Source organism: Pandoraea pnomenusa, assembly GCF_000767615.3.
Taxonomy (GTDB): domain Bacteria; phylum Pseudomonadota; class Gammaproteobacteria; order Burkholderiales; family Burkholderiaceae; genus Pandoraea; species Pandoraea pnomenusa.
This window is the reverse complement of record NZ_CP009553.3, coordinates 128,627-153,459: the sequence shown is the minus strand read 5'-3', so window position 1 is coordinate 153,459 and position 24,833 is coordinate 128,627. Positions and strand designations below refer to the sequence as shown.

The 24,833-nt window shown below is 66.3% G+C and carries 25 protein-coding genes; 23 read left to right on the top strand and 2 right to left on the bottom strand.

All coding sequences use genetic code 11. The annotated features are described in order from the left end of the window. Positions 1 to 135: 135 nt before the first annotated feature. Positions 136 to 1,116, bottom strand: a complete 981-nt coding sequence (locus tag LV28_RS24760) for an ABC transporter substrate-binding protein (RefSeq protein ID WP_371328151.1) — start codon at positions 1,114 to 1,116, stop codon at positions 136 to 138. 365 nt (positions 1,117 to 1,481) lie between these two features. On the opposite strand from LV28_RS24760, the gene LV28_RS24755 reads away from it, so the two are divergent. The 10 genes from LV28_RS24755 (at position 1,482) to LV28_RS24710 (ending at position 12,334) form a co-directional block, all read left to right on the top strand. Beyond that, positions 1,482 to 2,153, top strand: a complete 672-nt coding sequence (locus LV28_RS24755; RefSeq protein ID WP_023598397.1) for a response regulator — start codon at positions 1,482 to 1,484, stop codon at positions 2,151 to 2,153. Further along, positions 2,146 to 3,540, top strand: coding sequence for a sensor histidine kinase (locus LV28_RS24750; protein ID WP_023598396.1), 1,395 nt, complete (start codon positions 2,146 to 2,148; stop codon positions 3,538 to 3,540). The genes LV28_RS24755 and LV28_RS24750 overlap by 8 nt, the downstream gene beginning before the upstream one ends. 369 nt (positions 3,541 to 3,909) lie before the next feature. Next, the gene (locus LV28_RS24745; protein WP_160117964.1) at positions 3,910 to 4,830 is read left to right on the top strand and encodes a sensor histidine kinase; all 921 of its coding nucleotides are present in this window, start codon (positions 3,910 to 3,912) and stop codon (positions 4,828 to 4,830) included. Next, positions 4,827 to 5,486, top strand: coding sequence for a response regulator (locus LV28_RS24740; RefSeq protein WP_023598394.1), 660 nt, complete (start codon positions 4,827 to 4,829; stop codon positions 5,484 to 5,486). The genes LV28_RS24745 and LV28_RS24740 overlap by 4 nt, the downstream gene beginning before the upstream one ends. A 493-nt stretch (positions 5,487 to 5,979) precedes the next feature. Continuing rightward, the gene (locus LV28_RS24735) at positions 5,980 to 7,401 is read left to right on the top strand and encodes a flagellin N-terminal helical domain-containing protein (RefSeq protein ID WP_023872615.1); all 1,422 of its coding nucleotides are present in this window, start codon (positions 5,980 to 5,982) and stop codon (positions 7,399 to 7,401) included. A gap of 159 nt (positions 7,402 to 7,560) precedes the next feature. Then, the gene (fliD, locus tag LV28_RS24730) at positions 7,561 to 9,609 is read left to right on the top strand and encodes a flagellar filament capping protein FliD (RefSeq protein ID WP_023598392.1); all 2,049 of its coding nucleotides are present in this window, start codon (positions 7,561 to 7,563) and stop codon (positions 9,607 to 9,609) included. Positions 9,610 to 9,666: 57 nt separating this feature from the next. Beyond that, positions 9,667 to 10,101 (top strand): flagellar export chaperone FliS, encoded by a 435-nt coding sequence (gene fliS, locus LV28_RS24725; RefSeq protein WP_023598391.1) that lies wholly within the window; start codon positions 9,667 to 9,669, stop codon positions 10,099 to 10,101. Further along, positions 10,094 to 10,432, top strand: a complete 339-nt coding sequence (locus tag LV28_RS24720; RefSeq protein ID WP_023598390.1) for a flagellar protein FliT — start codon at positions 10,094 to 10,096, stop codon at positions 10,430 to 10,432. Before fliS ends, LV28_RS24720 begins: the two co-directional genes overlap by 8 nt. A gap of 70 nt (positions 10,433 to 10,502) precedes the next feature. Then, positions 10,503 to 11,966 (top strand): flagellar hook-length control protein FliK, encoded by a 1,464-nt coding sequence (gene fliK / locus LV28_RS24715; protein WP_038619265.1) that lies wholly within the window; start codon positions 10,503 to 10,505, stop codon positions 11,964 to 11,966. Continuing rightward, on the top strand, positions 11,963 to 12,334 hold the full coding sequence (locus tag LV28_RS24710) for an EscU/YscU/HrcU family type III secretion system export apparatus switch protein (protein ID WP_048806483.1): 372 nt from the start codon (positions 11,963 to 11,965) through the stop codon (positions 12,332 to 12,334). The genes fliK and LV28_RS24710 overlap by 4 nt, the downstream gene beginning before the upstream one ends. 173 nt (positions 12,335 to 12,507) lie before the next feature. Here LV28_RS24710 and fliE read toward each other — a convergent pair whose 3' ends face one another. Next, a complete protein-coding gene (gene fliE / locus LV28_RS24705; protein WP_023598387.1) occupies positions 12,508 to 12,843 on the bottom strand; it encodes a flagellar hook-basal body complex protein FliE in 336 nt (111 codons plus the stop codon). A 348-nt stretch (positions 12,844 to 13,191) separates the two neighbouring features. On the opposite strand from fliE, the gene fliF reads away from it, so the two are divergent. From fliF to fliR, 13 genes are all read left to right on the top strand, one after another. Then, the gene (gene fliF, locus LV28_RS24700; protein ID WP_023872620.1) at positions 13,192 to 14,880 is read left to right on the top strand and encodes a flagellar basal-body MS-ring/collar protein FliF; all 1,689 of its coding nucleotides are present in this window, start codon (positions 13,192 to 13,194) and stop codon (positions 14,878 to 14,880) included. Beyond that, positions 14,867 to 15,865, top strand: coding sequence for a flagellar motor switch protein FliG (gene fliG, locus LV28_RS24695; RefSeq protein ID WP_023598385.1), 999 nt, complete (start codon positions 14,867 to 14,869; stop codon positions 15,863 to 15,865). The genes fliF and fliG overlap by 14 nt, the downstream gene beginning before the upstream one ends. Positions 15,866 to 15,884: 19 nt before the next feature. After that, positions 15,885 to 16,544 carry a flagellar assembly protein FliH gene (gene fliH, locus LV28_RS24690; protein ID WP_023598384.1) on the top strand — a complete coding sequence of 220 codons (660 nt, stop codon included), beginning with the start codon at positions 15,885 to 15,887 and terminating at the stop codon, positions 16,542 to 16,544. Positions 16,545 to 16,693: 149 nt separating this feature from the next. After that, on the top strand, positions 16,694 to 18,271 hold the full coding sequence (gene fliI, locus LV28_RS24685) for a flagellar protein export ATPase FliI (protein WP_371328150.1): 1,578 nt from the start codon (positions 16,694 to 16,696) through the stop codon (positions 18,269 to 18,271). 12 nt (positions 18,272 to 18,283) lie between these two features. Continuing rightward, positions 18,284 to 18,736: a flagellar export protein FliJ gene (fliJ, locus tag LV28_RS24680; protein WP_038619269.1), complete on the top strand. Its 453-nt coding sequence runs from the start codon at positions 18,284 to 18,286 to the stop codon at positions 18,734 to 18,736. Between the two features lie 14 nt (positions 18,737 to 18,750). Continuing rightward, positions 18,751 to 20,169: a flagellar hook-length control protein FliK gene (locus LV28_RS24675; RefSeq protein ID WP_048806484.1), complete on the top strand. Its 1,419-nt coding sequence runs from the start codon at positions 18,751 to 18,753 to the stop codon at positions 20,167 to 20,169. A 213-nt stretch (positions 20,170 to 20,382) separates the two neighbouring features. Continuing rightward, a complete protein-coding gene (gene fliL / locus LV28_RS24670; RefSeq protein ID WP_023872622.1) occupies positions 20,383 to 20,865 on the top strand; it encodes a flagellar basal body-associated protein FliL in 483 nt (160 codons plus the stop codon). Positions 20,866 to 20,872: 7 nt separating this feature from the next. Next, complete coding sequence (fliM, locus tag LV28_RS24665; RefSeq protein WP_023598379.1) at positions 20,873 to 21,871, top strand: flagellar motor switch protein FliM; 999 nt, start codon at positions 20,873 to 20,875, stop codon at positions 21,869 to 21,871. Then, positions 21,871 to 22,308, top strand: a complete 438-nt coding sequence (fliN, locus tag LV28_RS24660) for a flagellar motor switch protein FliN (RefSeq protein WP_023598378.1) — start codon at positions 21,871 to 21,873, stop codon at positions 22,306 to 22,308. The genes fliM and fliN overlap by 1 nt, the downstream gene beginning before the upstream one ends. Next, positions 22,305 to 22,829 carry a flagellar biosynthetic protein FliO gene (gene fliO, locus LV28_RS24655; protein ID WP_023598377.1) on the top strand — a complete coding sequence of 175 codons (525 nt, stop codon included), beginning with the start codon at positions 22,305 to 22,307 and terminating at the stop codon, positions 22,827 to 22,829. The genes fliN and fliO overlap by 4 nt, the downstream gene beginning before the upstream one ends. Positions 22,830 to 22,855: 26 nt before the next feature. Beyond that, a complete protein-coding gene (fliP, locus tag LV28_RS24650; RefSeq protein WP_497549935.1) occupies positions 22,856 to 23,680 on the top strand; it encodes a flagellar type III secretion system pore protein FliP in 825 nt (274 codons plus the stop codon). Positions 23,681 to 23,696: 16 nt separating this feature from the next. After that, positions 23,697 to 23,966, top strand: a complete 270-nt coding sequence (fliQ, locus tag LV28_RS24645) for a flagellar biosynthesis protein FliQ (RefSeq protein ID WP_010807718.1) — start codon at positions 23,697 to 23,699, stop codon at positions 23,964 to 23,966. Between the two features lie 20 nt (positions 23,967 to 23,986). Continuing rightward, positions 23,987 to 24,778, top strand: coding sequence for a flagellar biosynthetic protein FliR (gene fliR, locus LV28_RS24640; protein WP_038619272.1), 792 nt, complete (start codon positions 23,987 to 23,989; stop codon positions 24,776 to 24,778). Positions 24,779 to 24,833: the final 55 nt, after the last annotated feature.

Genomic DNA, 24,833 nt, shown 5'->3' with positions numbered 1-24,833 from the left:
TGCGGTTTTCTCGGGGTGAGCTCGCCCGCACACCGGACAGTCGTCGGGTGCGGGCGGCTCGTTTGGCGCGGCGGCCGAGGGGACCGCGTGCGCCGGTACTACGAGGTCAAAAGGTGACGCGTGGCGGCGGGCGCCTTACTTCGCCTGGTCGACGAACGCGTTGGTGTAAGTCTTCGACAGGTCGATGTGCTTGCCCTTGACGTTCGGATTGAACGCGGAGAGCACCTTGAGCACGGTCTCCGGACCGCCCTTCGGCATGCGCCCGTCAGGCGAGTACATCGGCAGCGAGTTCTGCAGGGCCTGCAGATACAGGTCCTTGTTCTTGCCGTAGTAGTCCTTGGGCATCTTCTCGGTGATCTCGGCCGCCGAGTGAGTCTGGATGAACTTGAGCGTCTTCACGAATGCCCGGGCGAGCTTCGCGGCCTCGGCCTTGTGCGTGTCGGCCCATGCGCGCTGCACATACAGGCTCGATGCGGGGTAAGCGCCGCCCAGGGCGGCGACCGTGCCTTCCATCGTGCGCATGTCCACGAGCACGGAGGCATCGCCCGTCTTGATCAGTTGCGACGCGGTCGGCTCGGTGGTCATGCCCGCGTCGATCCGGTTCTGCTTCATCGCGGCGATGAACGTGTTGTCCGCGCCCACCGGCAGCACCGAGTACTGCGCCGACGTGATGCCGTGCTTGGCGGCGAGGTACTGCGTGAGGAAGTTCGTCGACGAACCGAGGCCGGTCACGCCCAGGGTCTTGCCCTTCACGTCGGCCATGCTCTTGATGGTGTCGCGGCTCTTCGCGTTGACCAGCTCGACTTCACCCGGCACCTGACCGAAAACGACGATGGCCTCGATTTCCTTGCCCTTGCTCTGCAAGTCGATGGAGTGATCGTAGAAGCCGACCACCGCCTGCACGGCGCCGGCGAGCAGTTCGTTCTCGGCGTCAACCCCGGCCGGCTGCGAGAGCAGCTCGACGTTCAGGCCTTCGTCCTTGAAGTAGCCCAGTTGCTCGGCAAGCTTGGCCGGCAGATAGATCATCTTGGTAATGCCGCCCACCATGATCGTGATCTTGCCGTTGTCGGCGGCGAAGCCCGGCGCGGCGGCCAGCGCCAGCGATGCGCCGACCATGGCGGCCAGAAGGGGTTTCACAAAGGCTTTCGGCGCACGCACGCCAAGGCTTGCTCGCATTGTGGTGTCTCCATCGTTTTAGGGATAATGGCTCGGGCGACGATGTCGGCGCCGGCCGGCCTCGCGTCGTTCGGTTGCGGGCCAGGGCAGCGGCTCTCCATATCGATTCCTCTACCCTGGAGCCGATTGTAGAAAACGGAAGCTTTCATCAAGCTTTCGTCCCATGCAGGTTTTCCGGCGAGATGGATGGGTGTTTACCCGCTGTTGGCTTGCGCCGGCTGCACGGGCACACTCGCCGTCGCGTCGTGCTGCCCCGGGTTGGCCATGCCCTGTACGCGCGTTGTAGGTACCACGCCCTTGCCGTCATGAAACTGCTGCTGATCGAAGACAACGACACCCTCGCCCACTGGCTCGCCCGCATGTTGCGCGACGACAACTTCACCGTCGACGCCGCGCGCGATGGCGACGCGGCCGATCGCCTGTTGCAGACCGAGACATACGACGTGGTGCTGCTCGATCTCATGCTGCCCAAGCTCGGCGGCAAGCACGTATTGCGGCGGCTGCGCGAACGCCGCAACAACGTGCCGGTCATCATTCTGACGGCCAGCGGCTCCGTCGACGAGAAAGTCGACTGCCTGGGCGCGGGCGCCGACGACTACCTCGTCAAGCCCTTCGAGGTGCGCGAACTGATTGCCCGCGTGAAGGCGCTCGCGCGGCGGCACGCCCCCGAGCAGAGTGCCGACCTCGTGTGCGCCGACCTCGCCTATCACTCGGGCACGCGCCAGTTCACGATCGCGGGCACGCCGCTCGCGCTGCCTTCGCGCGAACATGCGGTGCTCGAGATTCTCATGCGCAAGCAGGGCAAGACGGTCGCGAAGAGCGCGCTGGTCGACGGCGTGTTCGGTCTGGACGACGAACCGAGCGCCGACGCCATCGAGATCTACATCCACCGGCTGCGCAAGAAGCTCGAGACGAGCCGCGCGGCCATCATGACCCTGCGCGGACTGGGTTATCTGTTGCGCGAAAAAGATGCTTAGCCTGCGCGTGCGGCTGCTGATGTGGCTGATGCTGCCACTGTCGCTGTATATCGGCGCGAGCGCGTGGCTGGCCTATCGAAGCGCGCGCGATACCGCCGAGCTGGTGCAGGATCGCGCGCTGCTGACGTCGGCGCAGGTCATCGCGGGCGAGCTCACGTGGGTGGACGGCGCGCTTCGCGCCACCGTGCCGCCCTCGGCACTGGAGTTGTTCGCGTCGCCCGCGCGCGACCGGGTGTTCTACCAGGTGATCACGGAGACCGGCCAACTGCTCGCCGGACCGCCCGGTTTCCCGCATCCGCCGCTCTTTCCGCAAACGGGGCCCGCCTATTCGAACATCACGGTCGATGGCGAGACGCTGCGCGCCATCAGCTTCGTGCGCACGATGTACGACTCCGGCAAACCTCACCGCGTTGCGGTCGTGGTCGCCGAGACGATGCGTGCCCACGACGAAATGCTCGCGCAGTTGTGGGAGCCGTCGCTGCACCGCCAGATCGCGATGGCGGCACTCGCCGCCCTGTTGGTGCTCATCGGACTCACGGTCGAGCTGCACCCGCTGATCCGCCTGAAGGACGAAGTCGCCGGGCGCGCGCCGCAGGAGCTGGTGCCGATTCGTGCGGGTCAGTTGCAGACCGAGTTACGCCCCATCGTCGACGCCATCAATCTGTGCATCCAGCGACTCTCGGCCCAGGCGCAGCAACAGCGTCGCTTCGTGGCCGACGCCGCACACCAGCTGCGCACGCCGCTCACCCTGCTCGACACGCAACTGCAATTCGCCGCGCAGCTCGACGACCGCGCGGCACTGGCCGACGTGCTCGCCGCCATGCAGGCGAGCAGCCGCGGACTGAATGACCTGACGAACAAGTTGTTGCTGCTGTCCCAGGCCGAGGCGGCCGACACGCCGGCATTCTCCCGTTCGCGGATCGATCTCGTCGGCATAGCGGCCGGCGTGCTCGAGGAACTGGTGGCGCTCGCCCAGCGGCGCGACATCGATCTGGGACTGGAAACGTCGGAGACCCACGTCTGGGTCACAGGCAACGGCGAGCTGTTTCATGCGATGGTCATGAATCTTGTCGACAATGCGATCCGCTATATCCACGAGGGCGGGCGCGTGACCGTCGCCATCGACCGTCAGGATGGCGCGGCACGGCTGCGCGTAATCGACGACGGACCGGGCATCCAGGCCGAGGCGCGCCAGCGCGTATTCGAGCGCTTCTATCGCAACGCGCCTCCCGGGCAGCCCGGCACCGGACTCGGACTGGCGATCGTCAAGGAGATCGTGGCCGCCAGTCACGGTACGGTGACGCTCGCGCCTGGCGACGACGGGACGGGACTGGTCGTGAGCGTAACGCTTCCCGTGGATTCGGACACCGAAAGCAACGCTCCGTAGGCTACGTCACGCGAAGTCCCTGACCGATGGCGCGCGTGGTATACCCGCGTGCGTGCCTGAAAGAAAATCACAATCGTATGAAGTTGGGATAAAAATTAAGGCGTTACAATCATTTAGCCGTGAGATGTCGTTTGAAACATACGATCGACTGGATGCGCTAGGACAAACCCTGATATATTTGGGGCCTTCGCGAAATCCTCCTCACGCAAGCAAAAACTTCTTGATCCAAATCAAATAGTTAGGCTTCGCTGTCAACCATGCGGTTGCCCACCGCGTGTATTTGTGACGAAATGTAAAGTTTGTTAAATTGAAATGGGTCTCGCCACGTGGGTTGTGGCACGGGACTTTTTCTCTCAGGGATTTGCCTTCATGTCGTATCTCGTCGATCCTGCCGCTCAGGCTGCGAGACGTCGCGCGTCGTCACCGGACGACGCGATGCACGCGCGCGCCGCCGCCCCGGCTTCGGATCAGCCCGCCGCCTGTGACTCGGCGCTGCCGGCGGAGACCGCCTCGCGTGCTGCGCGGGCGGTGGCGGCGCGACCGATGTCGCAAGCCGTTGCGCGCAAGATCGATGCCGCTCGCGAAGCCGAGCGCGCACGTCTGGCGCAGGAGATGCACGACGGGCTCGGCGCCCATCTCACGGCACTGCAGCTGGCGGTTTCGCGTCTCGCGATGCGCCCGCCGGCCGACGCCGCCGAGTGGCAGTCGCTCTGTACCCAGATTCAAACGGCGGCGAGCGCCGCGCAGGACGCCGCGGACGAGCTCGTTGGCCACCACCGCCCGCCCGCGCTGGAAGCTGGCCTCGTGATGGCGCTGCGCGCATGGGTGCGCGGCTTCGGCGAGCAAAGCGGTCTTGCCTGCATCTGGCGTTGCGACGACGTGACGCGCGAGCGCGTGGCACATCTCAATGCCGACGCGATGCTGGCCCTGTACCGTATTGCGCAGGAAGCGCTGACCAACGTCGCCCGACATGCACGCGCGTCGCGCGTGGTCGTGGCGCTCGACGGCAGCCATCGCTCACTCAAACTCACGATTTCCGACGACGGTTGCGGCCTGGCCCGCGGCGCGCGTCGCAAGCAGGGACATTTTGGACTTGTTGGCATGCGCGAGCGCTGCACGGCGCTCGGCGGCACACTTCGTATCGGTCATGGCAATGGCAGTGCTCAAGGATCGGGGACGCTCGTCTGTGCGCGGCTTCCCTGGCACCAGATTCTGTCGTCCCCGGCGGCCGCACTCGCCGCCGGCCATCAAGCCCCGGAATCGCTTGCTCTTCACGGATACGCATCATGACGCTTAGAGTGCTCATCGTCGACGACCACGCCATCGTGCGTCAGGGCGTGCGGCAATTGCTCACCGATAGCGGGAGCATCGCCGTGATCGGCGAAGCCGATTGCGGCGCGGAAGCGCTGGAGATGACCGACGCGGCGCAGTGGGACATCGTCCTGCTCGACATTTCGCTGCCCGACACCAACGGTCTCGAGATTCTCAAGACGCTTCGTCGCAAGCACCCCCGTCTGCCGATCATGATCTTCAGCATGTACGGCGAGGGCCAGTTCGCGCTGCGCGCCCTGAAGGCCGGCGCCGCCGGCTACCTGAGCAAGCGATCGAACGCCCAGCAACTGGTCTCGGCCGTGCGCCAGGTCGCTTCGGGCCGCAAGTACGTGAGCCCGATGGTTGCCGAAACGCTCGCCGACTACCTCGGCCCCGACGCCGACCAGCCGCCGCACGAACGCCTGTCGGACCGCGAATACCAGACGCTGTGCATGATCGGCTCGGGCAAGCGCCTCACGGACATTGCCAACGCGCTCTCGCTGTCGGTGAAGACGGTGAGCGTCTATCGCACCCGCCTGCTCGAGAAAATGCGTCTGAACAACAACGCCGAACTCACGTATTACGTGATGCAACACGGTCTGGTCAGCGCCGAAATGGGCCCGGTCGGCGTGTGATTCTCATCGGCCGGTAGCCGACCCGACGCCCGATACCCACCGGAATAAGTACTCACTCCGTGGCCCGCGACAGCGGGCCACGGTCTTTTGGTGCGTCCGATCGCCCCACTGGGAATGTTTTTTCACGGCGCCTGAAAAAATATTTCGCTCACCGCCGAATCTTGCGCCTGACGGCGAAACCGGCGCCGCACGCCGCCCTGATTTTGCCACCCCCGAACCTGTCAGCGCCTTACCGGGCATGAATAGGCGGCAGATTCCCCCTTTCCTTGGCGGATCGATCGTGGCGGAAATTTGTAGACTGATGCATTAGTGTTTTTCCGACATCGACGGGGTCAGTCGATGCGGGTCGGTGAAGCATTTTGCAAAACCACCCTAAATTTTCCCAATGGGCGTCCGATATCCCCTACAACGGCGGCTTTCGGCGATTGGCTGGTGAGCCAAAGTTACGGCGCTTAAGCCGGAGCCAAAAAATCTTTGGGAAAGGAGTTGCTAAATGGCATCCGTCATCAATACCAATATCTTCTCGCTGGTTGCACAACGCAACCTCAGCACCTCGCAGGGCAGCCTGCAAACCTCGATCACGCGTCTGTCGTCGGGCCTGCGCATCAACAGCGCCGCCGACGATGCCGCCGGTCTGGCCATTACCGACCGCATGACCGCTCAGGTCAACGGTCTGACGCAAGCCCAGCGCAACGCCAACGACGGCATCTCGCTGGTGCAGACGGCTGCCGGCGCCCTGTCGTCGATCACCGACAACCTGCAACGCATCCGCACGCTGGCCGTTCAGGCCACCAACGCCACGAACTCGGATTCGGACCGCGCCGCCCTGGACCAGGAAGTCCAGCAGCGTCTGGCTGAAATCAACCGCACGGCGTCGCAAACCCAGTTCAACGGTCTGTCGGTGCTCAACGGCACGATGGGCGTGGCGAACTTCCAAGTTGGCGCCAACGCCGGCCAGACCATCTCGGTCAACCTGACGCAAAGCATGACGACGTCGAGCATCGGCGCCGTGGCAACCGCCAACTCGACGACGAACCCGCTGTCGTTCACGGTCGCCGCCGGCGCCCTGACGATTCAGGACGGCGCCGGCACGGCACAGAACGTTGCCGCCGGCACGTACAACAACGCCAACGATCTGGCCGCCGCCATCAACACGGCAGGTGCGAAGGCTGGCTTCACCGCCAACATCGCTTCGGTCAACTCGTCGGGCCAACTGGTGATCGCCAACACCGACCCGGCTGCCGCACTGACCGTCGGCGGCGCCGACCAGGCCACCCTGGGTCTGCCGGCCACCATCGCCGCAGGCGGCGCAGCCGTCACGTCGACCGGCGTGGCCTCGCAGTTCCAGACCACCCTGTCGACCGGCGACCTGACCTTCACGGTCAACGGCGTTGCCCACGACATCACCGGCACGTTCAAGAACTCGTCGGATCTGGCCACGGCCATCAACTCGGCGAACATCGGCATCAACGCGTTCATCGACTCGACCGGCGCGATGCATATCAGCTCGGGCCAGGCGTTCGCGATCTCGTCGACCAACGCCGGCACGCCGTCGACCCTGACGCAGCTCGGCCTGACCGCCGGCACGTACACGACGTCGGGCAGCCTGGCCACGGCCGACGTGCTGAGCGTGAACAACGCCACGAAGATGCTCTCGCAGATCGACGCGGCCATCACGACGGTTGACTCGTTCAACGCAACGCTGGGTGCAACGCAAAACCGCTTCCAGTCGACCATCTCGAGCCTGTCGACCACGACGCAAAACCTGACGCAAGCGCGTTCGGGCGTGCAAGACACGGACTACGCAGCGGAAACGGCCAACCTGACCCGCTCGCAGATCCTGCAACAAGCCGGTATCTCGATGCTGTCGCAAGCCAACCAGCTGCCGCAGCAAGTGCTCAAGCTCCTCCAGTAATACCGGAGAGCGGCACTGAAGTGAAACCGCACGCGCGAGCGTGCGGTCCGCCGGCGGCGTCACTGCAATACGCGGTGCCGCCGCCTTAAGCTTTACAGACCGGCCTGTTGCGGCACGTCGGCAAGGAAGCCCGAGTTCAACAAAGCGAGAGCAGAAAACATGGCAACTTCAACGTCTTCGACTGGCAGCATCTCCTCCCCCGGTATCGGCTCGGGGCTGGACGTCAACGCCCTTGTCACGAGCTTGATGCAGCCGGCGAACAACAAGCTCACGCTGCTGAAGAACCAGGAGTCCAGCTACCAGACCAAGCTCTCCGCGCTCGGTCAGCTTCAATCCTCGCTGTCCGCGTTCCAGGCGTCGTTGCTGACCCTGTCGAGCGCCTCGCAGTATCTGCAAATGTCGGCCAACGTCGCCGACAACACGATTCTCACCGCGTCGAGTTCCACCGGCGCGGCGGCCGGCGCCTACAGCGTCAATGTCTCGCAACTGGCGCAGGCGCAAAGCCTGTCGACGAGCGGGGTGGCCAACCAGACGAGCGCCATCGGTTCGGGCACCGCAACCAAACTGACGTTCTCGTTCGGTACGATCACGGGCGGCACGCTCACCAACGGTACTTATTCGGGGGCGGGATTCACCGCCAACGCCTCGCAAACGCCGGTCACCATCACCATCGACAGCAGCAACAACTCGCTGCAGGGCATCCGCGACGCGATCAACGCGTCGGGCGCGCCGGTCAATGCGACGATCGTCAACGACGGTAGCGGCACCCCGTACCGCCTCGTGCTGACGTCCAAGACCACGGGCGAGAACATGAGCATGAACATCTCCGCGGCCGCCGGTGGCGACGCGACGATCACGAACATGCTCACCTACGACGCAACGGGCACGCAGAACCTCACGCAAACGGCGGCGGCTCAGAACGCCAAGCTCACCGTCAACGGCCTGGCCATCACCAGCGCCACGAACAGCGTGCAGAATTCGGTGCAGGGCCTGTCGCTGTCGCTCATCAAGACAGGCACCACCACGGTCACCCTGTCCAACAATTCCAGCGCGGTCACCAGCGCGGTCCAGAGCTTCGTCACGGCGTACAACACGCTGCAAAGCACCATGACCACGCTCACCAAGTACGACCCGACGGGTCAGGCCACGGGGGCGCTGATCGGCGACTCCACGGTGACCCTGGTGCAAACGCAGTTGCAGAACATCCTGAACGGCCGCCTCCCGGGCGTGCAAAGCACGGGCCTCTCGTCGCTCGCGCAGATCGGCGTGAACTTCCAGACCGACGGCACGCTCGCACTCGATACCTCGGCGCTGAACAAGGCGATGTCGACGGGCACCGGCTTTCAGCAACTCGCGTCGCTGCTCGCCACGAACGGCATCAGTTCCGACAGTCTGATCACGTACAACAGCTCGTCGACCAAGACCCAGCCGGGAAACTACGCGGTAAACATCACGCAGATCGCCACGCAGGGCACGGCGACCGGCTCGGTGACGCTACCCGCCAGCACCACCATCACGGCGGCGAACAATCAGTTGAACATCCTGCTCGACGGTAACAACGCGAGCATCGTCATTCCGAACGGCACCTATACGGCGGACCAACTCGCCACTGCCATTCAGTCGGCCATCAATGGCAACAGCGTATTCTCGGGCGCCGGCTCCGGCGTGAGCGTGGCGCAGAAGAACGGCATTCTCACGATCACGTCGAATCGCTATGGCTCGGCCTCGCGCGTACAGGTCACGGGCGGCTCGGCTTATGCAGGCGTGTTCGGTACCAATACGCTCACGACGGGCGTCGACGTGCAGGGGACCATCGGCGGCCTGTCGGCCGTGGGCAGCGGCCAGACGCTCACGGGCGGCGCCGGTACGGCAGTGGACGGCCTGAAGCTGACAATCGGCGGTTCGAATACGGGCAGCCGTGGTACGGTATCGTTCTCGCAGGGGTATGCCTCGCTGCTGAACAATCAGGTCACCGACTTCCTCAGCACGAAGGGCGCGATCTCGTCCGCCACGAGCAGCCTGAACGCCACGATCAAGCAGATCCAGCAGCAGGAATCGGATTGGCAGGATCAGATGACGCAGATGCAGAACCGCTATCTCGCGCAGTTCACCGCGCTCGACGCCACGATGGCCAAACTGCAGAACACCAGCGACTACCTCAAGCAGGTGCTGGGCGGTTCGTCCTCGTCGTCCTCGTCCTCGAAGTAATCGAAGTCATCGAAGCCAGCGCGCAACGCTCGACGTCCACGCGCTTGGGAGAAAGTCATGTACGGTCAAAACGCCGCCAATGCCTATCGCAAGGTCGGTCTCGAAACAGGGGTGGTCGCCGCCAGCCCGCATCAGCTCATCGTGATGCTGTTCGACGGCGCCAAGGCAGCGCTCACCAAGGCACGCGTTCATTTCGAGGACGGACGCATCGCCGAGCGTGGCCAGGCCATCTCCAAGGCCATTGGCATCATCGGCGGGTTGCGCGATGGCCTGAACATGGAAGTCGGCGGGGAACTGTCCCGTAACCTGCGCGATCTCTACGACTACATGAGTCAGCGTCTGCTCGAGGCGAATCTCGAGAACGACGTTGCCAAGGTACGGGAAGTCGATACCCTGCTCGAGACGATTGCATCGGCCTGGCGCGAGATTGCCCCGGCTACCGGCACGGGTGTCCCCGCCGCGCAGGCGGGCACCGGAGTGCGCTATGAATGAAGCCACGACTTTGCTGAACTGCTACGAAAGTATTGCCGGCCTCACCGAGCGCATGCTCGGCGTGGCGCGCGACGGCGACTGGGATGCGCTCATCGATCTCGAGACGCAATACCGCGCGCAGGTCGATTCGATCAAGCAACTCGACGCCTCGCTGCCGCTCACCGAAGACGAGCGAGCGCGCAAGCACGCGATCATCCGGCGCATTCTGGCCGACGATGCCGCCATTCGGGATCTCGTGGTGCCGCGTCTCGCGCACCTCGATGCCATGATCCACAGCACGCGCCGTCAACGTGCCCTGCACGAAGTCTACGGCCTGAACCTGGGTGCCTGACCCGCATCCGATGCGCCGCGGCGCGGCGACATCGGCGGCGCGTCACGACGCTCACACTTCGGAGTAAGGCATGGCCGGTCTCGACTCGGTTCTGGCCACGACACTCGCACGGCGGCTCGACTCGCTGCTCGGCCTCGGCCAGGGCGGTTCATCGACGAATGCTCCCAGTGCCATCGCAGGCACCCAGCCCACGGGAGACGCCACCACGGCCCTCGGCGACCTCGCCGCCAAAGCCTCGCCCACGGCCGTCGGTCTTGGCAACACGCCGTCGCAAACCCCTGCCCGGCTGCCGATGCCAGTCCAGCAGGCGACGCTGTCCGCCGCCGCCCGCACCATCGACACCATCCTGCGTCTCGCCCCCGACTCGCCCGGTCCCGTGCAGGCCAGCGCACCGGTGTGGCCTGCCGCCCCCGGCACGGGCGCGCCCGCACTGGCGCCGTTGCTCGCCTCGGCATTGAAGGAAGCATTGTCGGCCAGCGGACTGTTCTACGAATCGCATCTTGCGCAGTGGGCCTCGGGCAGCCGCTCGTTCGAGCAGTTGCAGGCCGAGCCGCAACTGCGCTGGCCGGCGTCGGCCAACCTTGCCGCGCAGTTGCGCGCCGCCGGGGCCGACGCAACGCTGCCCGGCCCCGGACCGCTCACCCGTTTGCTGGGACCCGCGGGGGCGGAAGCGTCGCTCGCGACCGGCTGGCCGACGCTCAGCGCGGCCGGCTTGCCCGGCGCAACGCCGCCGGCGCCGGTGCAGGCGGGTGTACCGGGCCAACCCACGCCCGGCAATGCCGCCGACGGCGGATTGAACGCGAGCGCGAATCTCCCGAACACCGCCACGGCGCTGGCCCATGCGGCCAGCGTGGCGCATGCCACGAACACCGTGCTGCCGAGCGGTCACGACCTCGCCGCCGTGTCCCCGGCCGACGGCGGTGCCGCCACGGCCAGTTCCACCGGCGCACAGCCTCATGGACCGGCGGGCGCAATCGCCGCCGTAGCCAATACCCCGGCCGAGAGCGTGACGCTCGTGCGCCAGCAGCTCGACATGCTCGTCAATCCGCAGTTTCAATGGAACGGCATGGCATGGCCCGGCGCACCGATGGAGTGGCAGGTCGAAGAACGCGCCGGACAAGGCGCGCCCGGCGAAGCGACGGCCCCATCGACCTGGCACACGCACTTGCGGCTCACACTGCCGTCGCTGGGTACCGTCGACGTCACGCTTGGCCTGTCCGGTCAGCAGTTGCAGGCACGCTTGCTGACCGATTCCACGGCATCGGCCGATGTGCTCTCGCATGAGGGCGAGGCGCTGCGCCAGCGGCTCGCGGCGGTCGGTCTCGTCGCAAGTCAGTTGTCGTTCGGCGCGATGGACGGCACGATGGACGGCAAAACCGGCGGCGGACCGGCGGGCGCGGTGTCAGGCCCGAACGAGTCCGTCGGGTCGTCTGTGCCCATGCACGCAGACACCGCTCCACCCCCGACGAGCGAAGGCCGGACGTCGCCTGCCGCACAAGGATCGGATGGCACGCCAACGGGAGGTGACGCATGACGCTGCCGCCCGAACGCCGCACCGCCGTTGCGCTTGCCTACGGCGCCAAGGACACGGCACCGCGCGTCGTGGCCAAGGGCTACGGCCTGCTGGCCGACACCATCGTGCGCACGGCGCGAGAGCATGGACTGTATGTGCACGAGTCGCCGGAACTCGTGAGCCTGCTGATGCAGGTCGATCTCGACCAGCGCATTCCGGCGCAGCTCTATCAGGCGGTGGCGGAACTGCTGGCTTGGCTGTACAAGCTCGAAGCGGGCCGGGGCGGCAAGCCGCCGCCGCTGCCCCCGGGCGTGCTGCCGCCCGAAGCACTCTCCGACGCCGCTGCCGCGCCGACGGCCCCACCCGCCGAGCCCGAATCGGCGGCCTGACTTCCACCGGCGCCAGGCCGTCCCCGCCATGAAAAAGCCCCGCCTGACGACGGGGCTTCTTCATTCACGGCACTCACGTCATGCCCGGTGCATCCGCTCGCCACCGCCAACGTCTGCAGCGACGCACACCTGCAACGGCCCGGTAACGACCCGACGGCGGCCCGACAACGGCATCACACCTGCATGTTCATCACGGTGGTGTAGGCCGAAACCAGCTTGTTCCGCACCTGCAGGCTCATCTGGAAGCCGATGTTCGCCTTCTGCAGGTCGACCATCACGTCGTTGAGCGCCACGCCCGGCTCGCCCATTTCGAACGCCCGGGCTTGCGCCTCGGCGCCGTTCTGCGATGCCGACACCCGCTTGAGCGACGCTTCCAGCTCGGACGCGAAACCGCCCGTCTTCGACGCCGACGCCGCACCGGCGTTGGACGTACCCATAATCGAGCCCGCCGCCTGCGACGCCACGCCGCCCAGCTTCTGCAGTACCGATTCGATCCCCGGAATAGCCATATTGCCTGTCCTCGATTGGCCCGGCGGCACGCAACTTCGCGCAACGCTGGCCGGTTTGCCTCTGGTTAGCCTTTTTCAGCTAGGTCGGAGCTTAGCACCGGTCGGCAAGCCTCCAATACCTTAATTAACGGCAAAACACCCGCCTAATCCACAGAACGATTCCACATTCGCCAACGAATAATCTGGACCATCGGCGTCGTGCGCTCCAGAGACCGGATCCTTTCCGTTCCTTCGCCCCCAAGGGCCTGAGCACCGCACCAAGCGTACCCCCGGAGAATCCTGTCGCATGTTAGTGAGCACTTCCACCGCGATGAACGTCATGACAACGCCGCTGGCGTGGAGCCGCGCATGAATGCCGCCACGCAGCCGGCCGACGTTGCCGCCAAACCCCCTCTGCTGGCGCAGTTGCGTTCGCGTGAACGCCTGCCCCTGCTCATCGGGGGTGCGGCGCTCATCGCACTGCTGATCGCCGTTTTCCTGTGGAGCCGCGCGCCCGATTACAAGGTGCTTTACAGCAACCTGAGCGACCGTGACGGCGGCGCGATCATCACGTCGCTCCAGCAGATGAACGTGCCTTACAAGTTCGCCGAGGGCGGCGGTGCCATTCTGGTACCCGCCGAGCAGGTGCACGACGTTCGGCTGCGCCTGGCTTCCCAGGGCCTGCCCAAGGGCGGTCTGGTCGGCTTCGAACTGATGGACAACCAGAAGTTCGGCATCAGCCAGTTCGCCGAACAAGTCAATTACCAGCGCGCGCTCGAAGGCGAACTCGCCCGCTCGGTCGAGTCGCTCTCGGCGGTGCAGGCCGCACGCGTGCACCTGGCGATCCCCAAGCCGTCGGTCTTCGTGCGCGAACAGCAGAAGCCGAGCGCCTCGGTGCTCGTCACGCTTTACCCGGGCCGCGTCCTCGACGACGCCCAGGTCAGCGCCATCGTTCACATGGTCGCGTCGAGCGTGCCCGAGCTGCCGGTCAAGAACGTCACCGTGCTCGATCAGAACGGCAATCTACTCTCGGCGCAAAGCGGCAATGCGCTGGGTCTGGACGCCAGCCAGCTCAAATACGTGCGCGAGCTCGAGCAGTCGTACGCCCGTCGCATTGAGGCCATCCTGAACCCGATCGTCGGGCCGGGCAACGTGCACGCGCAGGTCACGGCGGACGTGGACTTCAACCAGGTCGAGCAAACGTCCGAGAACTACAAGCCGAACTCCGGCGAGCAGGCGGTGCGCAGCCAGCAAAGCAGCGAAGCCTCGCAGATCGGCATCACGCCGCCGGGCGGCGTGCCGGGCGCGCTGTCGAACCAGCCGCCGGGCCAGGCCACCGCGCCGATCACGCAGCAGCAACAACAATTCGCCCAGCAGGGTGCGAACCCCGCAAGCGCGGCCAGCGCGCCGCAGGGTCCGCGCAGCGATCGCAAGGACGCCACGGTCAACTACGAGGTCGATCGCACGATTCGCCACGTACAGCAAGCCACGGGCGGACTGAAGCGCCTCTCGGCCGCCGTGGTCGTGAACTATCGTCCGGGCACCGACGCCAAGGGCAAGGCCGCCATGGTCGCGCTCACGCAGGCGCAGCTCGACCAGATCCAGAACCTGTCGAAGGAAGCCATCGGCTTCTCTGCCCAGCGCGGCGACACGCTCAACATCGTGAACAGCCCGTTCACGGTGGAAGAAGATCCGGAAGCCAACCTGCCGTGGTGGCGCCAGCGCCAGAACATCGAGCTGGCCAAACAGGTCGGCAAGTGGGCGCTGATCGGGCTGATCGGCATCTATTTGTGGTTCGGCGTGGTGCGCCCGGCCATTCGCAAGCACCTCACCCCGCCGCCGCCGGCCGAGCCCTCGCTCGCCGGTGCGGGCGGCGCGGTCGGTGCGGGCGAGGAAGGGGCCGAGGGCGAGAGCGCCGACGGCACGCCCGGCAAGTCGGGCGAACTCAGCGCGTACGAGCGCAACTTGCAGTATGCGCGCCAGGTCGCGCGACAGGATCCGAAGATCGTGGCAACGGTAGTCAAATCATGGGTGGGTGGTGGCGATGAGCGCGGCTGAGGGACTCCAACGCAGCGCCATCCTCCTGATGTCGCTGGGTGAAGATGAAGCGGCGGAGGTCTTCAAGTACCTTGCGCCACGCGAGGTGCAAAAGCTCGGTGCGGCCATGGCCTCGCTCCGGCAAGTCACGCGCGACCAGATCGCCGACGTGCTCCAGGACTTCGTGCTCGAAGCCGAGCAGCACTCGGCGCTCTCGCTCGACTCGTCCGAATACATCCGTTCGGTGCTCAACAAGGCACTGGGCAACGACAAGGCCGCGGGTCTCATCGAGCGCATTCTGCAAGGTGGCGACACCAGCGGCATCGAAGGCCTCAAGTGGATGGACTCCACTGCCGTGGCCGAGCTGATCCGTCACGAACATCCTCAGATCATCGCCACGATCCTGGTGCATCTCGACCGCGACCAGGCGTCGGAAGTGCTTGCGCTTTTCACCGAACGCCTGCGCAACGACGTGGTGCTGCGTATCGCGACGCTCGACGGCATTCAGCCGGCCGCCCTGCGCGAGCTCAACGACGTGCTCACCAAGCTGCTCTCGGGCAGCGAAAACATCAAGCGCAGCCCAATGGGCGGCGTGCGCACCGCCGCGGAAATCCTCAACTACCTGGGCGGCGTGCACGAAGAGTCGGTCATCGAAGCCGTGCGCAACTACGATTCGGACCTCGCGGCGAAGATCGTCGAAGAGATGTTCGTGTTCGAGAACCTGCTCGACGTGGAAGACCGCAGCATCCAGGTGCTGCTCAAGGAAATCGAGTCCGAGTCGCTCATCATCGCGCTCAAGGGCGCGCCGGCCGAGCTGCGCGAGAAGTTCTTCAAGAACATGTCCGCGCGAGCGGCCGAACTGCTGCGCGAAGACCTCGAGTCGCGCGGTCCGGTGCGTGTCTCGGAAGTCGAAGCCGAGCAGAAGAAGGTGCTGCAGGTCGTGCGGCGCCTGGCCGATCAGGGCGCCATCATGATCGGCGGCCGCGGCGACGACGCCTACGTGTAACGGATCGGGGCCCGCGCGCATGTCGACCATCATTCCGAAAGAACGCCTCTCCGCCTGGCAACGCTGGGAGATGGCGTCGTTCGATCCGCCGCCGCCCCCGCCGCCGCCCCAACCCGAACCGCCGCGACCGCTCGACGATCCGGCACTGGCCGCCCAGATCGCCGCATGGCGCGAGGAGGCCCGCGCCGAAGGTCACGCGCAAGGCTACGCGGCAGGCCACGCCGAAGGCTATGCCGCCGGTCAGGCCGCCGGTCAGCACGAAATCGACACCCGCGCGGCGCAACTCGCCGACATCGCCCATGGTTTCGGCAACGCGGTGAATGCCATCGACCGGGAAGTCGCCGAGCCGCTGCTTGGGCTGGCGCTCGACATTGCGCGTCAGGCGCTGCGCCAGACGCTCACGGTGCGCCCCGAAACGCTCCTGCCCATCGTGCGCGAGCTGCTTGCCAACGATCCGCTGACCGGCTCGCCGCGGCTGTTGCTCAACCCTGAAGACGTGACGCTCGTCGAAGCCCATGTGGGCGCGGAACTGCAGGCCGCCGGCTGGACCGTGCGCGCCGACCCGGCCATCGAGCGCGGCGGCTGCAAGGCGGAAGCGGCCAGCGGCGAAGTCGACGCCACCGTAGCCACCCGCTGGCAACGCGTGATGGCCGCCCTGGGCAAGGACCTGCCATGGTGAACGCCGAACTCACCCCGCTCACCGCTCATGCGCCGGTGCTGTCCAGCACCGAAAACACGCATGGCGAGGCACCGGCCGCGTCGCCTTCATCGCCCGAGCCCGTGCCGGCGAACGACGGCACGACGCCCTCGGTGCGGCTGTGGGATGAGATCGACACGCCGGCCCCGCCCGTGCAGGCCGGCGCACTGCAACCTGAAGATCACGACGACGCCCCGGGCGATCCCGAGACACGCCATGCCGCGCGCGCCACCCGGGAAGCGGACGGGCCGGCCGACGCTGACACCGACGCGCCCGCGCCGAAAGCCGCCGTGCACGCCCTGAACGCCCGTGAGATCGCTCGCGACGCGCATCTGCACCGCTGGCAGAACACGTTGCGCGAGCGCATCGCGCACGTGCACGCCGTGGAACCCACGCGCCGCTGCGGCCGGCTCACCCGCGCAGCGGGCCTCGTGCTCGAAGCCGTCGGCCTGCGCCTGCCCGTGGGCGCCGGCTGCCTGATCGAGTTGCCGGTGCACGACGCATCGCGCGAACCGGCGACCGCCGAAGCCGAAGTGGTCGGATTCGGCGGCGACCGCCTCTTTCTCATGCCGCAAACGGAAGTCTCCGGCCTGCTGCCCGGCGCCCGCGTGTTCCCCATGGAACCGGCCGCGGACGGCCCGCTGCCGAGCCAGCGCCACAACGGCAAACGGCTGCCCGTGGGCGAAGCCCTGCTCGGCCGCGTGGTCGATGCCGCCGGCCGTCCACTCGACGATTTCGGCCCGCTCGGCATGACCGACAGCGCGTCGCTCGCCTCGGTGCCGATCAACCCGCTCGGCCGAGCGCCCATCGAGTCGGTGCTCGACGTCGGTGTACGCGCGATCAATGCCCTGCTCACCGTCGGACGGGGCCAGCGCATGGGGCTCTTCGCGGGCTCGGGGGTCGGCAAGAGCGTGCTGCTCGGCATGATGGCGCGCTTCACGCAAGCGGAGGTCATCGTCGTCGGCCTGATCGGCGAGCGCGGCCGCGAAGTGAAGGACTTCATCGAGAACATTCTCGGGCCGGACGGTCTGGCGCGTTCGGTCGTGGTGGCGGCACCGGCCGACGTCTCGCCGCTGCTGCGCCTGCAAGGCGCGGCCTATGCCACCACGCTCGCGGAGTACTTTCGCGACCAGGGCAAGGACGTGCTGCTGATCATGGACTCGCTCACCCGCTATGCCATGGCGCAGCGCGAGATCGCGCTGGCCATCGGCGAGCCGCCCGCCACCAAGGGGTATCCGCCTTCCGTGTTCGCCAAGCTGCCCGCGCTCGTGGAGCGCGCCGGCAACGGCCCGGACGGCGGCGGCTCGATCACGGCGTTCTACACCGTGCTCACCGAGGGCGACGATCAGCAGGACCCGATCGCCGACTCGGCCCGCGCCATTCTCGACGGCCATATCGTGCTCTCGCGCCAGTTGGCTGAATCGGGCCATTACCCCGCCATCGACATCGAACAGTCGATCAGCCGGGCGATGGCCGCGCTCATCGACGATAACCAGTTCGATACGGTGCGCCGTTTCAAGCAGATGCTCTCGCGCTACCAGCGCAACCGCGACCTCATCAACGTGGGCGCGTACGCGCCGGGCAGCGACCCGATGCTCGATCAGGCCATCGAGCTCTATCCCCGTCTCGAAGGCTTCCTGCAGCAGGGAATGCGCGAGCGGGCCAGTTATCCGGACGCCGTGCAGCAGTTGCGCGGCCTGTTCCACTGATCGGAGGCGGCCATGAATTCCACCCTGCCCCTCAAGTTGCTCATCGAACTCGCCCAGAAGGACGTCGACGAAGCCGCACGCCTGCTCGGCGAACGTCAGACGCAGCGGGCCGAGGTCGAGCGTCAGCTCGACGCCTTGCGCCAATATCGCCACGAATACCGCACGCGCATGCAGACGGCGACGGTTCAAGGCATGGCGGGACACGACTGGCGCAACTTCCAGCAATTCATCGACACGCTCGACACGGCCATCGGGCAGCAGGCCATGCTGCTCGAGCAAGCCGAGGAGCGTCTCGCGGCCGCACGCCGGGAATGGCAGGCGCAACAGCGTCGCCTGAATTCCTTCGGCACGCTCGCCACGCGCGAAGAAGCCCGCACGGCGCTGCGGGCGGCGCGTCGCGAACAGAAGGAAAACGATGAGTACGCCGCGCGCAGCCTGCGACGCCGCGCCGAATCCCCGATTTGAAGGACCGAACCGACATGTCGATTCTGAGCTTCCTGACCGACGCCGCCGGCGCCGCCCAAGCCGCCAAGGCCAATCGCGCCGGGGCGTCGAACGCCGACGACGGCAGCGCGCTGCCGTTCTCCACCGTGCTCTCGCAACAGACGCGCCAAACCGTGGCGCCGGCGGCAAGCAATGCTGCAGGCAACACTGCGCAGGGCGCGTCCTCGAACAACGCCGGCAGCACGAAGTCTTCCGACAACACGACCAACGGCAGCGCGTCGGCGAGCCAGGCCGGTCAGACGGCGCAAAGCAATCAAACGAACGCTTCGAACGCTTCGTCCAAGACGACGAAGGCAACGACGGCCGACACCGACAAGGACGAGAACGCCGACGACGAAGTGCAGGCCGCCGCGCCCGGCGACCCGGCGGCCGCCCTGGCCGTCGCCCTCGCCGCGATGAACAATGCACCGCTCGCGCCGCCACAAGCGCCCCCACCCGCCGCCACGGCCGGCGCTGACGCCGCCGATGCCAAGCCGGGCAAGGGTGCCGCCATTGCGGCCGCCGTGAACGGCGCCCTGCAAGCGAGTGGCGCCGCTCAACTGGCCGGCCAGCCACCGGTCGGCGCCGACGCAAACGGCGCGAAGGCAACCACGGCCGCGAGCCAGGCGCCGGCGGCCGGCGCCGTCACGCCGGCCAACCCGACCGGCGGCATCTCGCTCGACACCCTGGCAAAGAACGCCACGACGTCGCAGCCCACCACCGTGCCGCAGCCGGCCGCGGCCGAAGCCAAGTCGACATCGCCCGCGGGCGCCGACGCCCAGCGCATGGCCGATGCCATGACGCAGGCGCAAGGCCATCGCGACGCCACCGCACAGGCGAACACCGCCACCCAGGCGATCCAGGCTGCCGCACAGGCCGCACAGGCAACAACGCCCGTCGTCGATGCCCAGCCACAGCTTCAGGCCCAGGCCAACCTGCCCGCGGCGCTCGCGCTGAACGCGCGCGTGGGTACGCAGGACTGGAACAACCAGCTCTCGCAGCAGGTCGTGTGGCTTTCGTCAGCCCATGCGCAGACCGCGCAACTGAGCCTGAACCCGCCCGATCTCGGCCCGCTTCACGTGGTGCTGAACGTGGCGAACGATTCGGCGCAGGCGATGTTCGTGTCGCAGCATGCCGCCGTGCGCGACGCGGTGCAGGCCGCGCTGCCGCAGTTGCGCGAGAGCCTCGCCAACAATGGCATTGCCCTGGGCAATACCACCGTGAGCAGCGACAGCGCGCAACAGCAGGCCTTCGCGCAGCACAGCGCCAATGGCAATGGCGGCAATGGCGGCGGGAACGGGAACGGAAGCGCGCGCGGCACGACCGGCTTCGGCCAGACCGACGACGCACCGCTCGCCACCACGGTCAGTGTGCCGATGCGCGCCGCCAACGGCCTGGTCGACACGTTCGCCTGACGCGCCCGACAGTCCGGGGCTGACGCGACGCCTGGGAACCGCGGCGGCATTGGCCGCCCGGCCGGGCGCGACGGTGCGCCGCAGCGCCCTAAAGCCCGCGAGCGTTTCTGCCGTTAAGACAAAGACGCGAGTTAGACGCGATTGTCCCTTCTTTTCGGCCGATCACCCGATGGCGGGTTGGCCGACAATCTTTACCCAATAGCAGGCGAACACATGGCAAATCCCGCATCGACGCAAGCCGCGGCTCCCTCTGGCGGGGGCATGCGCAAATGGATTCTGTTGATCGTCGCGGTAGCCCTCATGGCCGCCGCCGGCGCCGCAACGGCCGTGTATTTGCTGACCGGGCGCAACGAAGCGGCGAAAGCACCGCCGCCCCCGCCGCCACCGGTCTTCGTGAGCATGGACCCGTTTACGGTGAACCTGACCGGCGAGGACGGCGAACGTTACCTGCATATCGGCCTCTCGCTCAAGGTGGCGGATGCCGAGACGCAAGCCCGCATCACGCAGCACATGCCCGAAGTGCGCAGCCGCGTGTTGCTGTTGTTGTCGTCCAAGCAGCCGCAGGATCTGGCCACGATCGACGGCAAGCGTCGTCTGGCAAGCGAAATCCGCTCGCTGGTCGCGCAACCGTTCGCGGCCAACATGCCGCAGCAGGCCGTGGGCGAAGTGCTGTTCACCGCGTTTGTAATTCAGTGAGTGATTCATGGCGCATGAGGAGTTCCTGTCGCAGGAAGAAGTCGATGCCCTTCTGAAGGGTGTCACCGGCGAGCAGGATGACCGGTCCGAGTCGGTAGATCATTCCGGCATCAGGCCATACAACATCGCGACGCAAGAGCGTATCGTGCGCGGGCGCATGCCCACGCTCGAGATCATCAACGACCGCTTCTCGCGCCTGTTCCGTATTGCGCTGTTCAACTTCATGCGCCGCAGCGCCGAAATCTCGGTGAGCCCGGTGCGGGTGCAGAAGTACAGCGAGTTCATTCGCAACCTGCCCGTCCCGACCAATCTGAATCTGGTCCACATCAAGCCGCTGCGCGGCACCGCGCTGTTCGTGTTCGACCCGAACCTCGTGTTCCTGGTGGTGGACAACCTGTTCGGCGGCGACGGCCGGTTCCACACTCGCGTGGAAGGCCGCGACTTCACGCAGACCGAGCAGCGCATCATCGCGCGTCTGCTCGACCTGGTGTTCGAGAACTACGGCGCGTCGTGGAAACCGGTGCATCCGGTGGAATTCGAGTACGTGCGCGCCGAGATGCACACCCAGTTCGCCAACGTGGCCACCCCGAACGAGGTAGTGGTCACCACGACCTTCGACATCGAGTTCGGCTCGGTCGGCGGCGAATTCCACATTTGCATGCCGTACTCGATGATCGAGCCGCTGCGCGACCAGCTCTCGAGCCCGTTGCAAGGCGAAACCCTCGAAGTCGACAAGCGCTGGGTGCGGCTGCTCTCGCAGCAGGTGCAGGCCGCCGATGTCGAGATCGTGACCAATCTTGCGCAGATCGACATGACGCTGTCGCAACTGCTCAACATGCGCGTGGGCGACGTGATTCCGCTCGACGTGCCCGAAGTGCTGGAAGCCAAGGTCGATGGCGTGCCCGTGATGCACTGCAATTACGGCGTCTTCAACGGCCAATACGCGCTGCGCGTGAACCAGATGATCAACCATTCGCACAGCGATTACTCGAAGGACAACGACTGATGAGCGATACCCCTCAAACGCCCGGTGACGACGCCCAGGCCATGGCGGACGAGTGGGCCAGTGCCATGGCGGAGCAGACGGCTGCCGAACCGGTCGCCGAAGCCGCGCCGCAGCCGACCGCCCCCGTGTTCCAGCCGCTGGCCGCCACCGCCGGCAACCCCGGCACGGCCACGCACAACGACATCGATCTGATCCTCGACATCCCGGTCCAGATGACCGTGGAGCTCGGCCGCACGAAGATCGCCATCAAGAACCTGCTGCAACTCGCGCAGGGCTCCGTGGTGGAGCTCGACGGCATGGCCGGCGAACCGATGGACGTCCTGGTCAACGGTTGCCTCATCGCCCAGGGCGAAGTGGTGGTCGTGAACGACAAGTTCGGCATCCGCCTGACTGATATCATCACGCCATCCGAACGCATCCGTAAGCTCAACCGATGATTCCTTCCGATGTCCGCGGCAAGCCCGTGTGGCGCGCCGCGGCAGCCGCCACCGCCCGAGTGGTAGCCAAAGCTACGCTTATTGCGTATTTCCCGGCGTCATTCGTCGCCACCGCCCACGCGCAGGGCGCGGCCTCCCAGGCCGCGGCCGTGCCGAGCCTCGGCGGAGCAGGCATCGTGCAGACGGGCCTCGGCCTGGTGCTTGTGCTGGCCCTGCTTTTCGGGCTCGCGTGGCTCGCGAAGCGATTCGGTCTGCAACGTCCGCTAGGCGGGGGCAACGTGCGTATCGTCGGCAGCGCCGCGGTCGGCCAGCGCGAGCGCGTGGTGGTGGTGGAAGTCGCGGGCGACTGGGTCGTGCTGGGCGTGGCACCGGGACAGGTGCGCAGCCTGCACGTGATCGATGCCGACCGTGTCGCCGATCTGCCCGCCGCGCCCCCCGTTGCCCATCCGGGCGCGCAAGCCAACCGTGCCGCGCAGGCTTTTGCACAAAAGTTGCGCGAATCGATGAAAAAGGATTCCTGATGTCACGCGGTCAGTCCCGGAGCCCGATGGGTCCGGCGCTGGGGTCGGCTCTGGGGTCGACTCTTGAGTCGGCCCGGCTCTCGCGGCTCGTGCGGAGCGCGCCTGTCGCGCTGATCGCCCTCGCGGCCGCCGCCCTCATCGCGCTGATGCTGCCGGGCGCCGCTTTCGCGCAGGCCACGCTCCCCGCCCTCACGAGCACCCCCACGCCGGGCGGCGGACAGACGTACTCGCTGTCCGTGCAGACGATGCTGCTGCTCACGTCGCTGGGGTTCCTGCCGGCGATGCTGCTGATGATGACGGCCTTCACGCGCATCATCATCGTGCTCTCGCTGCTGCGGCACGCCATCGGCGTGACCACCTCGCCGCCGAACCAGATCCTGATCGGGCTGGCGCTGTTTCTCACCTTCTTCGTGATGTCGCCGGTGTTCGACAAGGCCTACACCGACGCCTATCAGCCCTTCGCCGCCAACAAGATCAGCTTCGAACAGGCGATCGACACGGGCGCCAAGCCGTTCCACGCGTTCATGCTCAAGCAAACCCGCGAGGCCGATCTGGCACTCTTCGCCAAGCTGGCGAAGACCCCGCCGATGAACGGCCCGGAAGACGTGCCGATGCGCATTCTCGTGCCGGCGTTCGCCACGAGCGAGCTGAAGACGGCCTTCCAGATCGGCTTCACGATCTTCATTCCGTTCCTCATCATCGATCTGGTGGTCGCGAGCGTGCTGATGTCGATGGGGATGATGATGGTTTCGCCCTCCACCGTGTCGCTGCCTTTCAAGCTGATGCTGTTCGTGGTGGTCGACGGCTGGCAACTGCTGCTGGGCTCACTCGCCCAGAGCTTCACGATGTAGCGGCGAGGCGCAGGATATGACTCCGGAAACCGTCATGGCGCTGGCCCATCAGGCAATGCAGGTGACGCTGCTGCTCGCCGCGCCGCTGCTACTCGTCGCGCTCGTCTCCGGTCTGCTCGTGAGCCTGTTCCAGGCGGCCACGCAGATCAACGAAATGACGCTGTCGTTCATCCCGAAACTGCTCGCCGTGTTCGTCACGCTCGTGATCGCCGGCCCGTGGATGCTCAACCTGATGGTCGACTACATGCGCCAGCTGCTCACCGGCATTCCGGGCCTGGTCGGCTAGGCCGCGCGGGCGCACCGGCGGTGATCAGCTTCACTTACGAACAGCTCTCGGGCGTCATCGCGGCGTTCCTGTTTCCGTTCGTGCGCCTGCTGGCGTTGTCGATGAGCGCACCGCTCTTTGGCGACGTCTCCGTACCCTCGACCGTCAAGATCGGCCTGGCCGGCATTGTCGCGCTCGCGCTCGCGCCGGTGCTCGGGCCGATGCCGGCCGTCTCGCCGTTTTCGTGGGAAGGCCTGTGGATCATGGTGCAGCAGATCGTGATCGGCGCCGCGCTGGGCTGGTGCATGCAGATCGTGTTCTCGGCGATCAGCATGGCGGGCGATTTCGTCGGCTTGCAAATGGGCCTGTCGTTCGCCACCCTGCTCACGCCCAACAGCGACGGCAGCACCGCCGTGCTCGGCATGCTGCTCAACGTGGTGGCCATGCTCGTGTTCCTCGCCACCAATGGCCATCTCGTGATGTTCGCCACGCTCGTGCAGAGCTTCACGATGCTGCCCGTGTCTTCCGTACCGCTTGCCGTGACCGGCTGGCAGTACCTTGCCATGCTGGGCGGTCAGCTGTTCACGCTGGCGCTCATGCTCTCGCTGCCGCTCGTGGCCGCGCTGCTCATCTGCAACCTCGCGCTGGGTATTCTCAACCGCGCCGCGCCGCAGCTCAACATTTTCGCGGTGGGCTTTCCGCTCACGCTGGGCGTCGGCCTGGTCGTGATCGAGCTGATGATGCCGCGCATCGCCCCGGTGATGGACCACTTCTTCTCGATCGGCATCGACATGATGATTCGCGCGAGCGCCGCCTTCGTGCCGAAACTCTGAGCGCCGGGCGCCATGCTCGCCTGCGTCGCGCTTCACGAGCGCCGCTTGCCGGCCA